Origin of the sequence: Kitasatospora sp. NPDC002227 (genome assembly GCF_040296285.1) — a bacterium.
GTDB lineage: Bacteria > Actinomycetota > Actinomycetes > Streptomycetales > Streptomycetaceae > Kitasatospora.
The window spans coordinates 57,078-70,621 of the sequence record NZ_JBEOWY010000030.1; the positions used below are offsets into that span (position 1 = coordinate 57,078).

Annotated in this window: 11 protein-coding genes; 6 read left to right on the forward strand and 5 right to left on the reverse strand. The window is 72.7% G+C overall.

The genetic code is table 11. The features are described 5' to 3' along the window. Positions 1–46 precede the first annotated feature (46 nt). The 5 genes from ABT095_RS24650 to ABT095_RS24670 all read right to left on the reverse strand — a co-directional run bounded on the left by ABT095_RS24650 (position 47) and on the right by ABT095_RS24670 (position 6,779). Positions 47–3,418 (reverse strand): hypothetical protein, encoded by a 3,372-nt coding sequence (locus ABT095_RS24650; protein WP_350531650.1) that lies wholly within the window; start codon positions 3,416–3,418, stop codon positions 47–49. 66 nt (positions 3,419–3,484) lie between these two features. Beyond that, positions 3,485–3,895: a peptide-methionine (R)-S-oxide reductase MsrB gene (msrB, locus tag ABT095_RS24655; protein ID WP_350531651.1), complete on the reverse strand. Its 411-nt coding sequence runs from the start codon at positions 3,893–3,895 to the stop codon at positions 3,485–3,487. A gap of 21 nt (positions 3,896–3,916) precedes the next feature. Then, entirely contained in the window at positions 3,917–5,320 is a 1,404-nt protein-coding gene (gene murC / locus ABT095_RS24660; RefSeq protein WP_350531652.1) for a UDP-N-acetylmuramate--L-alanine ligase, read from the reverse strand. A gap of 97 nt (positions 5,321–5,417) precedes the next feature. After that, a complete protein-coding gene (locus tag ABT095_RS24665; protein ID WP_350531653.1) occupies positions 5,418–5,879 on the reverse strand; it encodes an indole-3-glycerol phosphate synthase in 462 nt (153 codons plus the stop codon). A gap of 108 nt (positions 5,880–5,987) precedes the next feature. Beyond that, the gene (locus ABT095_RS24670) at positions 5,988–6,779 is read right to left on the reverse strand and encodes a pyrimidine reductase family protein (RefSeq protein ID WP_350531654.1); all 792 of its coding nucleotides are present in this window, start codon (positions 6,777–6,779) and stop codon (positions 5,988–5,990) included. Here ABT095_RS24670 and zapE point away from each other — a divergent pair. The 6 genes from zapE to ABT095_RS24700 form a co-directional block, all read left to right on the forward strand. Further along, positions 6,778–7,887 carry a cell division protein ZapE gene (gene zapE / locus ABT095_RS24675; RefSeq protein WP_502884989.1) on the forward strand — a complete coding sequence of 370 codons (1,110 nt, stop codon included), beginning with the start codon at positions 6,778–6,780 and terminating at the stop codon, positions 7,885–7,887. The two genes, ABT095_RS24670 and zapE, sit on opposite strands and share 2 nt — an antisense overlap. 67 nt (positions 7,888–7,954) lie before the next feature. After that, the gene (gene uvrB, locus ABT095_RS24680) at positions 7,955–10,045 is read left to right on the forward strand and encodes an excinuclease ABC subunit UvrB (RefSeq protein ID WP_350531656.1); all 2,091 of its coding nucleotides are present in this window, start codon (positions 7,955–7,957) and stop codon (positions 10,043–10,045) included. A gap of 118 nt (positions 10,046–10,163) precedes the next feature. Further along, a complete protein-coding gene (locus ABT095_RS24685; RefSeq protein ID WP_350531657.1) occupies positions 10,164–10,745 on the forward strand; it encodes a TerD family protein in 582 nt (193 codons plus the stop codon). Between the two features lie 228 nt (positions 10,746–10,973). Further along, positions 10,974–11,960: a TerC family protein gene (locus ABT095_RS24690; protein ID WP_350531658.1), complete on the forward strand. Its 987-nt coding sequence runs from the start codon at positions 10,974–10,976 to the stop codon at positions 11,958–11,960. 68 nt (positions 11,961–12,028) lie between these two features. Beyond that, the gene (locus ABT095_RS24695) at positions 12,029–12,694 is read left to right on the forward strand and encodes a hypothetical protein (protein ID WP_350531659.1); all 666 of its coding nucleotides are present in this window, start codon (positions 12,029–12,031) and stop codon (positions 12,692–12,694) included. Positions 12,695–13,045: 351 nt separating this feature from the next. Continuing rightward, positions 13,046–13,544, forward strand: a 499-nt coding sequence (locus ABT095_RS24700; RefSeq protein WP_502884991.1) for a PLL family lectin, incomplete at its 3' end; no start/stop codon positions are given.

Genomic DNA, 13,544 nt, shown 5'->3' on the forward strand with positions numbered 1-13,544 from the left:
GCGCAGAGACCGGGGGCAGCCCCGGGGTGCGACTGTCCGGGGGCGGCTACTCGGTGGCTGTGGCCAGGGACAGGGCAGCCTCGCGGACGTCGGGGAGGGGGTGGCGGCGAAGGGCGCGCAGGCGGGTGCGCCACTCGTCGGGCCAGGTGGTCCGGGTGCCGAGTGCCTGGGTGAGGGCGACGGCGAGCAGACCGCCCGCGTGGTCACCGTCCGCCGTGAGCCGCTCGGCCGCGTGGAGCAGCGCGAGCGGGTCGCCGGGGCCGCGGGCGGTGGAGAGCCGGTGGCGCAGGGTCTCGGCCGTGCGCGCGGCGAGGGCGGGGCGGTCGGTGTGACGGCCGGCGAGTCGGCGCAGGGCGGTGAGCAGTTCGGCCGGCGGTGCCTCGAGGGCGAGGGCGGTGGCGGACAGCCGGGTGCCCTGGGCCAGGAAGTCACTGTCGGCGCCGAGCAGTTCGGCGGCGCTCAGGGCCGCCGTCCGGTAGCCGGGCTCGCGCCGCATGGTCACGGCGGTGGTGAGCCGCGCGACCAGGTGGTCGACCCGCTGCCGGGCCGGCCGGTCCCGCTCCGCCTCCGCGTCCGGGTCGCCGGCGTCGGCGGCGACCAGCTCCCCGAGCGCGGCCAGCAGCGGCCCGGCGCCGTCGGGTGCGGCGGCCAGCGTCACCAGCCCGTCGGCCGCCGAGCGCCAGGCGGTGCGGTTGCCGAGGTCGACGGCGCGGGCCAGCAGCAGCCCGGCGGCCTCGGGGTGCCAGGGCGCCCAGCCGGCGAGCAGGCCGAGCGCCGCGTCGGCGGTCTCCCGGTCCTCGCTGCGGGTGACCTGCCCGACCAGCCGGGCGTAGCGCGGCCGGTCCTCCTCGCGCAGCTCGTACGGCCGGGCCCGCAGCAGGGCGGCCTGGCAGACCGGCGGGCCGTCGGCGGCGTCTTCGAGCAGTTGCCAGGCGGCGGGCGAGCGCAGCAGATCGACGGCGACGGTGACGCAGGCAGCCTGTACGTCGCGGTGCTGGCCGGGCAGCCCGAACGCCTCGGCGAGGAGCTCGGCCGCTGTGGCGACGGGCAGGGTGGTGGCGGCGAGCCGGACGAGCTCCTTGCGGCTGGTGACCTTGGCGGTGGGCGCACCCTCCCCGGTGGGGAACAGCGCGGTGCGCAGCACCTGCTCCAGCTCGGAGGGCCGGACGAACCTGGCCGCCCGGGCGGCGGCGTACAGCGCGACCCGTGCGCGGTCGTCCGCCGCATGGGCGAGCAGCAGCGGCAGGGCGTCGGCGGGCCGGTCGGCCCACACCAGGGCGCCGAGGGCGGCCTCGCCGAGCACGGTGTCGGGGGAGTCGAGGTAGCGGCGGACGATCCCGAGGCCCAGCCCGGGGACGGTGACCGCCGTCCGCAGGTGCCCGGCGCGGGTGTGCTTGGGCAGCGAGGCATCGTCGGCCGCCCGCTTCAGCAGCCGGGCGGCGGCGGCCTGCTGACCCGGCGTCCAGCGGCCGATGCCGTACAGGGAGGGCAGCCAGCGGGAGCCCGGGGTCAGGAAGCGCCCGTACGGGGGAGTGTCGCCGAGCACCAGGTGCAGCAGGTCGGTGCGTCGGCGGGCCAGGACGTTCAGCACCGGGCGGAGGACGGCGGCCGAGGGTTCGAGCTCCAGCACCCGGAGGGCCCGTTCGGCCCGGGTGGCGGGTGCTTCCAGCCACAGGTCCACGGCCTGGCGCACGGCGCTGTCGTTGCCGGACCGGACGGCCTGCCACAGCAGTTCCTGCAGGCCGGGCAGGCGGTGGGCGCGCCGTCCGAGGGCGCGGGCCAGGGCGAGGGTCAGCGTGTGGTCGGCCTGGCCGGCCTTGGCCTCCAGCCACGGGCGGAGCGCCTCGAAGACCTGGTGCTCCTGGCCCCGGCGCAGGGCGGTGTCGAGCCGGCCGAGCAGGGCGCCGGTGCGTCCGGAGAGCTGTTCCAGGGTGCGCAGTGCCCAGCCGATCAGCTCCGCCCGGCCGCTCGCCGCGTGTTCGCGCAGGACGGCGAGGGCCAGGTCGGTGAGCGCCGGCCAAGTCCGCCAGGAGCTGTCGCGCGCCTCCAAGGCGGCGGTGGTGATGCGGCCGAGCGCGGCGGCGTCGGCGGCGGTGAGGAGTGCGGGCGGGAGCTCGGCAAGGGCGGCGAGGGCAGGGGTGCGGACCGGCTCCTGTTCGTTGCGCAGCCGCTCCAGATCGGCCAGCAGCTCGGGCACGGCCGCGCCGTCCCGGGCGCGGGCGACGTTGCGGACCAGCAGCGGGTAGGCCTGCGCCCGGTCCTCCGCCGCCGGGCGTCGGGTGGCGGCCAGCAGCCGGGGGCGGGCGTCGGCGACCGGCAGGTGGGCGACGGCGGCCAGCACGGCGGCCCACGGCTCGCCGCGCTCGGCGGCCTGCTCGGCCGTCCGGCGGGCCTCGGTCTGGGCCCGCCGGCGGGGGAGGGCGTCGAGCAGCTGCTCGCCGAGGCTGCTGCGGCTGAGGTCCTGGCCGGCGGTGACGGCGTCGTAGAAGGCCTCGCGCCGCGACGGCGGCAGCGCGCGCAGCAGCCGGGCGAGCGCGCCGGAGTCGTGGCTCCGGGCCCGGCCGAGGTCGAGGAGCTCCGGCGGACCGAGCCGGGCCGCCCGGCTCAGGGCGGTGCGGGAGAGCAGGGTGTGCGCGGGGTGGGCGTGGCGCTCGGGCGCGGTGAGCAGCCGGAGGGTCCGCCCCGGCGCGGCCTTCAGCAGGTGGCCGAGCACGCCCCGTACGGGGACGGGCAGTTGGGCCGGGCTGTGCAGCTCCAGCAGGCCGAGGACCCGCAGCGGCCGGGTGGCGGCGACGGCGGCGAAGACGTCCCCGTTGCGGTACCACCAGGGCGTGCGGGCCTGCTCGGGCAGGTCGGCGAGCTGCCGGGCGACTTCGTCGAGCACCGGATCGGGGTGGCACCGGCCCAGGGCGCGCCAGCGGGTCACGGCGAGGAACAGCTCGGGCAGCAGCCGGGCCACCGCCTCGGGCCCGCAGCCCGGCAGCAGCCGGGCCGCCTCCTCGTCGCCCCACTGCTCCCGCACGGTGGGCAGCAGCCGCTCGGCGAGGGCGGTGCGGCCGCCCCGGACCACGGCGGTGGCGAGCTGGCGGCGGACGGCCGCGGGAGCGTCGTCCATCGCCCGTTCGAACGCGGCGTCCGCCACGGGGAGCCGGAGCGAGGCCTTGAGCGCCTGGCTGCGGACGACGGCGTCGTGGTCCGCCAGCCGGTCGGCAAGGAAGGGCACGTCCCCGCTGACGGCGGCCGCGACGACGGCGAGCCGGTGCCCGTACGATCCGCGCCCGGCCAGTTCGTCGAGCAGCGGCCGGGCGCTGTCAGCCCTGGCCCAGGCGGCGAGCTCGCGCATCCGGTCCGGGTGCGCGAGCGGGTCGAGGTCGGTGAGGAGACGGTCGACGGCGGCCTGCGGGCTCTCGGTGGGCATGCGGGCCATTGTGGTGCGGCCGGGCGCGGTGACCGTACTGGTTTTCCGCGCCCGGCCGGTGGTGCCTCAGGCCTCGTCGGCCGGGCGCAGGGTCAGGGAGATGCTGTTGATGCAGTAGCGCTGGTCGGTCGGGGTGTCGTAGCCCTCGCCCTCGAAGACGTGGCCGAGGTGGCCGCCGCACCGGGCACAGCGGACCTCGACGCGGCGCATGCCGAGGGTGGTGTCCTCGATGTACTGGACGCGGTCGCCGGCGAGCGGGGCGTAGTAGGAGGGCCAGCCGCAGTGCGAGTCGAACTTGGTCTCGCTGCTGAAGAGCTCGGCCCCGCAGGCGCGGCAGGCGTAGACACCGACCGTCTTGGTGTCGGTGTACTCACCGACGTACGGCCGCTCGGTGCCGGCCTCGCGGAGTACGTGGTACTCCTCGGGGCTCAGCTCGGCGCGCCACTCGGCCTCGGTCTTCTCGATCTCGTAACTCACGGCAGGCTCCTCGACAGGGATTCAGGCCTTCGCTGCAACGCTCGCGAGCGCCCCGAGGATTTCCGGCCCCAGGTTGGTGACGTCGCCCGCGCCCATGGTGAGCAGCAGGTCGCCCGGCCGGGCGAGGGAGGTGAGCAGGGCCGGGGCGGCGGCGAAGGAGTGCTCGGCGCGGACCTCGGCACCGGCGCGGCGGGCCGCGTCGATGATCAGCTCGCTGGTGACGCCGGGGATCGGGTCCTCGCGGGCCGGGTAGATGTCGAGCACCACGGAGCCGTCGGCCAGCGCGAGGGCCTGGCCCATCTCCTCGGCCAGCTGCTGGGTGCGGCTGAACAGGTGGGGCTGGAAGACCACCAGGACGCGACCCTCGGCGGCCTCCCGGATCGCCTCGAGGTCGGCGGCCATCTCGGTGGGGTGGTGGGCGTAGGAGTCGATCACCTGGACGCCGCCGGCCTCGCCCTTGAGCTGCAGGCGGCGGCGCACGCCGGTGTAGCTGCCGATCGCGGTGGCCAGCTCGGCGGCGGGCACGCCGAGGGCGATGCCGGCGGCCAGCGCGGCGGCGGCGTTGTGGGCGTAGTGGCGGCCGGGCACCGAGACGGTGAAGGCCAGCTCGGCGCCGTCGGCCAGCACTACGACCTCGCTGGTCATGCCGCGCGGGGTGACGGAGAGCACCCGCAGGTCGGCGTCCTCGGCGGAGCCGACGGTGACGATGTTCAGCGCGGAACGGCCCCGGACGCGTGAGGTCAGCTCGCGGGCGCCCTCGTGGTCGGCGGAGACCACCAGGGTGCCGCCGGGGGTGATCCGGCCGACGAAGGTCTCGAAGGATTCGTAGATCTCGTCCATCGAGGCGTAGTTGGCGTGGTGGTCCAGCTCCACGTTGAGGATGATCGCGACCTCGGGCGCGTACTTGTGGAAGCTGCGGTCGCTCTCGTCGGCCTCGGCGACGAAGATCTCGCCGGTGCCGTGGTGCGCGTTGGAGCCGGGCGTGTCCAGGTCGCCGCCGATCGCGTAGGACGGGTCCAGGCCCAGCTCGCGCAGGCTGACGGCCAGCATGCTGGTGGTGGTGGTCTTCCCGTGGGTGCCGGCCACGGCCAGGGCGCGGCGCCCGCCCATCAGGGCGGCCAGCGCGTCGGAGCGGTGGACCACGGGGATGTTGCGCTCGTGGGCGGCGGCCAGCTCGGGGTTGTCGGCGCGGATGGCGGAGGAGACGACCACGCTGCTGGTGCCGGCGGGCAGGTTCTCGGCGGCGTGGCCGACGGAGACCTCGGCGCCCAGCGCGCGCAGCGCCAGGACGGTCTCGGACTCCTTGGAGTCGCTGCCGGACACCTTGGCGCCGCGCACCGCGAGGATCTTGGCCAGGCCGGACATGCCGGCGCCGCCGATGCCGATGAAGTGCGGGGCGTGCAGGTCGTGGGCGGCGTCGTTCAAGGGGGAGCTCCGTACGGCCGAGGGGGAACGGACGAATCGTCCTCGCGGGCTTTCCGCAAGGACGATTCTGCCTTACTGCCGGGGCGGTCCCGTGGCCTCAGGACTCGCTGGCGAACAGCTTGAGCACCGGTACACCGACCTTGTGGCGGGCCTGGGAGGCCCAGTCGCGGTGGAAGAACTCCTCCACGAAGTGCGGGGAGGTCAGCACCAGGACTTCGTCGGCGCCGGTCTGCTCGACCACCTCGCGGAGTCTGTCCAGCGGGTGCTGCTCGACCACCTCGCCGCTGGCCTCGGCCCCGGTCTCGCGCAGGTGGCGCAGGCTGTGTTCGAGGGATTCGCCCGCGAGGGTGGGGGTGCTCGCGGACTCGTCGCGCTCGTGGGCGACCTTGTCCAGGTGTCCGAGGGCCACGTCGTCGAGGGCGCGGAGCAGCTCGTCCTGCTTGCCGCGGGGTTGCATCAGGACGACGAAGGAGACCTTCTCCTCGCCGTGGAGGGTGGTGACCAGCTCCACGTCGGCGTCGGAGAGCGCCTTTTCGATCATCAGTACGGTCTTGAACACGTGAGTCCCTTCGCGGTTGCAAACCCCCGGGTCCGGCCATTCCCATACTGCCCGGAGGAAGCTTTCCTCACCCGGCACACGCGCCACACAGGCCACTTAGGAGGCAAATCATCCCGAAAGGGGCACGGAATCCTCCGGACGCGGGTATCGCACGTAGCGGGTGAAGAGGAAACCTTTCTCCTCGATCAATGAGACCAGCCGCATCCGCTGCACGTCAGGCATTCGGGCACCCTGCAGGATGCGCGGCGCGTCGCCCCCGCTCAGGAGGGGTGCGAGCGAGAAGCAGAGCTCGTCCAGCAGGCCCTCGCCGGCCAGCTGGGCCAGCAGCCGGGGGCCGCCCTCGGTGAGCTGCCGCGTCCAGCCGCGCTCGGTGAGGGCGGCGGTGGCGGCCCGCAGATCGACGGAGTCGGTGCCGGTCGTGATCAGGTCGGCCACCTTCCCGACCGCCTCCAGCCGCTCCGGCGGGGCGTCCTCGGTGGTGATCACCACGGTGCGCACCAGCGGCTCGGTGAACAGCGGGGCGGCCAGGTCGAGGGTCAGGCTGCGGCTGACGATCGCGATCGCCGGGGCCGAGGCCTGCCCGGCGGCGGCCCGCGCGGCGGCGAAGTCGGCCCGGGCCCGGGCCGGCCGGTACCCCTCCGCGCGGACGGTCTCCGCGCCCACCAGCACCACGTCCGACAAGGCCCGGAGCACTCCGAAGATCCGCTTGTCGGCGTCCCCGGACAGGCCCTCGGAGAGCCCGGCCAGCTTGGCCGCGCCGTCCAGGCCCGAGACCATGTTGGCCCGCAGCCAGGCCCGACCGTGCTCCACCTGCCCGGGGTAGGCGTAGGTGGCGGCCAGCGCTTCGAGCGAAGCGGGGTCGGTGTGGTCCAGGTCGCACGGGCTGATCAGCTGCTGCATGGTTCCGAGTCTTCCACGACGCGTACCCTCTAGTACCGTGCCTGCTGCCTCTCACACCGATGCCATAGCGCCCTCGGCCGCCGCCTCCGGGCCGGTCGCGCTCACCGACCGCCGGCCCGTGGTGCCCGCCGAGCGCCTGGTCGCCGAGATGGTGCCCCCGCCGCGCTTCGCCGGGGTGAGCTTCGGCAGCTACCTGCCCGACCAGACCCAGCCGAGCCAGTACGAGGCCGTCCAGGTGCTCGAACAGTTCGCCGCGGGGTTGAACGATTCTTCGAGCGCGCCCAAGCGCAGCTGGTTCCGCCGCTCGGCCCCCGTGGCCGCCGGCCCGGCCGGGGTCTACCTCGACGGCGGGTACGGCGTCGGCAAGACCCACCTGCTCGCCTCGCTCTGGCACGCCACCCCCGGGCCGAAGGCCTTCGGCACGTTCGTGGAGCTGACCAACCTGGTCGGCGCGCTCGGCTTCCAGCAGGCCGTGCAGACCCTCTCCACCCACCGCCTGCTGTGCATCGACGAGTTCGAGCTGGACGACCCGGGCGACACCGTGCTGGTCTCCACCCTGCTCAGCCGCCTGGTGGAGAACGGCGTCAAGCTCTGCGCCACCTCCAACACCCTGCCGGAGAAGCTCGGCGAGGGCCGGTTCGCCGCCGCCGACTTCCTGCGCGAGATCCAGGGCCTCTCGGCGCACTTCCGCCCGCTGCGGATCGACGGCCAGGACTACCGCCACCGCGGCCTGCCCGAGGCCCCGCCGCCGTACACCGACGCCGAGGTGACCGCCCGCGCCGAGCGCACCCCGGGTACCTCGCTGGACGACTTCGACGCCCTGCTCGAGCACCTCAAGGTCGTCCACCCCAGCCGGTATGGCGCCCTCCTTGACGACGTCCAGGGCGTCTGCCTGCGCGGCGTCCACCAGGTCGACGACCAGTCCACCGCGCTGCGCCTGGTCGTGCTCGCCGACCGCATGTACGACCGGGAGCTCCCGATCACCGCCTCCGGCCTCCCGTTCGACCAGGTCTTCCCCGAGGAGCTGCTGCGCGGCGGCTACCGCAAGAAGTACCTCCGGGCGATCTCCCGCCTGGTCGCCCTGGCCCGCGACAGCGCCAAGGGCTGACCGCCGCCGCCCGGCCGGGAGCGGAATCCGCTCCCGGTTGTCGGTGGGGGGTCGTACCGTGGACCCCGTGCGTCCCATCACGAGTATTGAGCGGTCCGTGGCGCCCTTCGAGGTCGTCAGTCCCTACCAGCCCAACGGCGACCAGCCCGCGGCCATCGCCGAGCTGGAGCGCCGGATCCGCGCGGGCGAGAAGGACGTCGTCCTGCTCGGTGCCACCGGTACCGGCAAGTCGGCGACCACCGCGTGGATGATCGAGAAGCTGCAGCGCCCCACGCTGGTGATGGCGCCGAACAAGACGCTCGCCGCCCAGCTGGCGAACGAGTTCCGCGAGCTGCTGCCGAACAACGCGGTCGAGTACTTCGTCTCGTACTACGACTACTACCAGCCCGAGGCGTACGTCCCGCAGACGGACACCTACATCGAGAAGGACTCCTCGATCAACGAGGAGGTCGAGCGGCTGCGCCACTCCGCCACCAACTCGCTGCTCACCCGCCGCGACGTGATCGTGGTCGCCTCCGTGTCCTGCATCTACGGCCTCGGCACCCCGCAGGAGTACGTGGACCGGATGGTCCCGCTCAAGGTCGGCGAGGAGATCGACCGGGACGCGCTGCTGCGCCGCTTCGTCGACATCCAGTACACCCGCAACGACCTGGCCTTCACCCGCGGCACCTTCCGGGTCCGGGGCGACACCATCGAGATCTTCCCGGTGTACGAGGAGCTCGCCGTCCGGATCGAGATGTTCGGCGACGAGATCGAGGCGCTGTACACGCTGCACCCGCTCACCGGCGAGATCATCAGCCAGGACGACTCCATCTACGTCTTCCCCGCCTCGCACTACGTGGCCGGCCCCGAGCGGATGGAGCGCGCGGTCAACGACATCGAGCGCGAGCTGGAGGAGACGCTCGCGAAGATGGAGAAGCAGGGCAAGCTGCTGGAGGCCCAGCGCCTGCGGATGCGCACCACGTACGACATCGAGATGCTCCGCCAGATCGGCACCTGCTCGGGCGTCGAGAACTACTCGATGCACTTCGACGGCCGCGAGCCCGGCACCGCGCCCAACACCCTGCTCGACTACTTCCCCGAGGACTTCCTGCTCGTCATCGACGAGTCGCACGTCACCGTGCCGCAGATCGGCGCGATGTACGAGGGCGACGCCTCGCGCAAGCGCACCCTGGTCGAGCACGGCTTCCGGCTGCCCTCCGCGATGGACAACCGCCCGCTCAAGTGGGAGGAGTTCCTGGAGCGCGTCGGGCAGACGGTCTACCTCTCCGCGACCCCGGGCAAGTACGAGCTGAGCCGCGGCGACGGCAGTGTCCAGCAGATCATCCGCCCGACCGGCCTGATCGACCCCGAGGTGATCGTCAAGCCGACGGAGGGTCAGATCGACGACCTGGTGCACGAGGTGCGGGCCCGGGTGGAGAAGGACGAGCGCGTCCTGGTCACCACCCTGACCAAGAAGATGGCCGAGGACCTCACCGACTACATGCTCGGCCTGGACATCCGGGTCCGGTACCTGCACAGCGACGTGGACACGCTGCGCCGGGTCGAGCTGCTGCGCGAGCTGCGGGCCGGCAAGTTCGACGTGCTGGTCGGCATCAACCTGCTCCGCGAGGGCCTCGACCTGCCCGAGGTCTCGCTGGTGGCGATCCTGGACGCCGACAAGGAGGGCTTCCTGCGCTCCGGCACCTCGCTGATCCAGACCATCGGCCGTGCCGCCCGTAACGTCTCGGGCCAGGTGCACATGTACGCCGACCGGATCACCCCCTCGATGGAGCTGGCGATCGAGGAGACCAACCGCCGCCGGGCCGTGCAGCAGGCCTACAACACCGAGCACGGGATCGACCCGCAGCCGCTGCGGAAGAAGATCGGCGACATCCTCGACACCCTGAGTCGCGAGGACCTCGACACCGAGGAGCTGCTCGCCACCGGGTACCGCGGCCAGGGCAAGGGCAAGGCCCCGGTGCCCGCGCTGGGCGCCGATCGCAAGGCCGGCAAGAACCTCCCGGCCACCGAGCTGGCCGATCTGATCCAGCAGCTGACGGAGCAGATGCACCGCGCCGCGGCGGACCTGCAGTTCGAGGTGGCCGCCCGGTGGCGGGACGAGATCGGCGAGCTGAAGAAGGAGCTGCGGCAGATGCGCGAGGCCGGGATGGCCTGAGCCGGTTCGGCCGACCTGCCCGAAATGCGGCAGCGGGGGAGTGCTCGCAGGGCCTAGGCTGGCCTGCGGGTACTGCCCTGCGCCGGGGGCCGGCCATCCGTGAGAGAGGAAAACCACCGTGTCGGTGAATCTGGCCAAGGGGCAGCGGGTCAGCCTGCAGAAGAGCACGGGCGAGTCCCTGACGGTCGTCCGGATGGGCCTGGGCTGGAAGGCGGCGCCCAAGCGCGGCCTTTTCGGCACCCGGACCAGGCAGATCGACCTCGACGCCTCCGCCCTGCTGTACGCCGAGCGCACCCCCTCGGACGTGGTCTTCTTCCAGCACCTGGTGAGCAACGACGGCTCCGTCCGCCACACCGGCGACAACCTGGTCGGCGGCGCAGGCGCGGGCGGTGACGACGAGTCGATCGTGGTGGACCTCACCCAGGTGCCCGCGCACATCACCCAGGTGGTCTTCACCGTCAGCTCCTACACCGGCCAGACCTTCGCCGAGGTGCAGAACGCGCACTGCCGCCTGGTGGACGAGACCACCAACCAGGAGCTGGCCCGCTACGAGCTGGCCGGCGGCGGCCCGCACACCGGCCAGATCATGGCCAAGGTGTTCCGCGACGGCAACGGCGGCTGGGGCATGCAGGCGATCGGCGCCCCCGCCCGGGCCCGAACCTTCCAGGACATGCTGCCCGCGATCGAGCCGTTCCTCTAATCGCTCAGGCGATCTCCTTTATCTTCCTTTACCTCCCCTTGGTGTTACGGTGGGTGGAAGCGGAGGGGAGTACTCCCAACGCGGTGCACCCGTCATCACGGCGGCCGGCCTCGGCCGCCCGGGGCACCGGCCCGTCCCTGCGGACGGGTGGAGGAGACCTCCGGCAGACCGACGTAGACCGGCCTTCGGGCCGCTCTCACTTCCGCCGACCTGCCGGAGGAGCAGCAAGTGGACGTTTCCGTAAGCATGTGGGTAGGCACCATCGGGGTGCTGATCGCCCTGATCGTGGCCGATTTCTTCATCGGTGGCCGCAAGCCGCACGAGGTCTCCGTCAAGGAGGCCGGGATCTGGACGGCCGTCTGGGTCGCACTGGCGCTGGTCTTCGGCGGGTTCCTGTGGTGGCACTCGGGCTCGCAGCCCGCCGGTGAGTTCTTCGCCGGGTACATCACCGAGAAGTCGCTGAGTGTCGACAACCTCTTCGTCTTCATCCTGATCATGGGCAAGTTCGCGGTGCCGCGGATCTACCAGCAGCGGGTGCTGATGGTCGGTGTGATCATCGCCCTGGTGCTCCGCGCGGTCTTCATCGCCGGTGGCGCCGCCCTGGTCACCACGTTCTCCTGGGTCTTCTACATCTTCGGCGCCTTCCTGGTCTGGACGGCCTGGAAGCTGATCAAGGAGGCGCGGGCCGGCGAGGAAGAGGAGGAGTTCGAGGAGAACCGCCTGCTGAAGTCGATCGAGGCGCGCTTCCCGTCGACGGACAGGTACCACGGCACCAAGCTCTTCGTGAAGGAGAACGGGCGCCGGCTGATGACGCCGATGCTGATCGTCATGCTGGCGATCGGCACCACGGACGTGCTGTTCGCCCTCGACTCCATCCCCGCGATCTTCGGCCTCACCCAGGACCCGTACATCGTCTTCACCGCCAACGCCTTCGCGCTGATGGGCCTGCGGCAGCTGTACTTCCTGATCGGCGGTCTGCTGAAGAAGCTGGTCCACCTCAGCTACGGCCTGTCGGTGATCCTCGGCTTCATCGGTGTGAAGCTGGTGCTGCACGCCCTGCACGAGAGCGGCGTGCACGTGCCGGAGATCGGCATCCCCTTCTCGCTCGGCTTCATCGTGGTGGTGCTGGCCGTGACGACGGTGACCAGCCTGGTCGCCTCGAAGCGGCAGGCGGCCGCCGAGGCCGCCGAGCAGCGGGAGAGCATCGAGGCCTGACGGTCTGTCGACGGTTGGACCGGCCCCTCGTAGCATGTGCGTCCGCGCAGGCTACGGGGGGCTTTTTCGTGAGCAAGGGCAAGGGGTCGTACCGGTTTCGGGGTGCGGTGTTCGCGGTGCTGACGCTGCTGCTGGCGGCGTTGTCGCTGGCGGGGTGGCTGGCGCTGCCGGACGCGCTGGCCGCCGGACACCGGTACGCCGAGGCCAGACCCTGCGCGGGGGTGCCGGAGCGGAGCTGCCTGGCCGCCGTCCCGGCGAAGGTGGTGGCGGTGGAGCCGGGCAGCGGGAAGCGCCAGGGCGCGGTGACGGTGGACCCCGGCCCGGGCCCGGCCGGGCGCACCAGGATCGGGATCTCCGCCGCCAGGACGCTGGCCAAGGCCGTCCGCCGGGGCGACACGATCCTGGTGACCTGGTGGGAGGGCTCGCCGGTGGCCGTCACCGCGGTCGGCCACCGGTACGGGACCGGCTGGGAGCCGGACTCCGACGCAGCGCTGACCCTGGACCTGGCCGTCGCGCCGTTGGCGGCGGCCGTCGTCACCGGCTGGGGCGCCGTCCAGGGGCTGCGCAGGCAGCCTCGCCACGCGCGCGGGGCGGCCTGGGGCGCGCTGGCGGTGCTGCTCACGCTTGGGCTGACGGGCCTGGCCGGCGGCGGCAGGCTGTGGTTCACGCTGCTGATCCAGGGACTGGTGCTGCTCGTGCCGGCGATCGTCCTGTTCCGGTGGCGGCGGCCGTAACCACCGGCAGTCTTCAGCCTGGTGACCGCCCGTTCGCACCGAAAGCGTCACGGCCGACGCGGAAGGCCTGGAACAGGAAGGCATCTGACGGAGCCTCGATTCTCACGTCGCGGTGTCGCTGTTCCCGGCTCCGGTGCGCCGGTCTGGTCCACAGGTCCCGGGACAAATCCGGGACCACGGCCTCATGCCAGCGGTCATGCCGAATTCCTAACGTAGGAGCACGCGTTGAGCACCCGGCCCGCGACACGGGCCGACCGCTCACGCGGCCCGGGCCGGCGACGACGGCTCGGGCCATGAGCCGGGCGTGTCCCGGCTCGTGTGTTCCGACGGTGAAGTACTGGAGGGTCCTCAATGAGTTGGAACCAATTCACGCTGTCCTCGACCGGCAGCTCGGACCTGTCGAGCCGGATCGCGGCGGTCTCCCGGATCGACGGCGGTATGGAGGTCTGGTGGGTCGCCTCGAACGGCTCCGTCCAGGGGGCGTACTGGTACGAGGGTGCGCCGTGGCGGCGCTACGAGCTCGCTCCCGCCGGCAGCGCCTCGGTCAACGGCGGTATCGCGGCGGTGTCCCGCATCCCGGGCAGCATGGAGGTCTGGTTCATCGGGGCGAACGGTTCGGTGCAGGACCGGTACTGGTACGAGGGCAGCACCTGGCAGGGTTTCGAGCTCGCGCCGGCCGGTAGTGCCGCGACGACCGGCGGTATCGCGGCGGTGTCGCGCGTTTCGAACGGCATGGAGGTCTGGTTCACCGGGGCGAACGGTTCGGTGCAGGACCGGTACTGGTACGAGGGCAGCACCTGGCAGGGTTTCGAGCTCGCGCCGGCCGGTAGTGCCGCGACGACCGGACGTA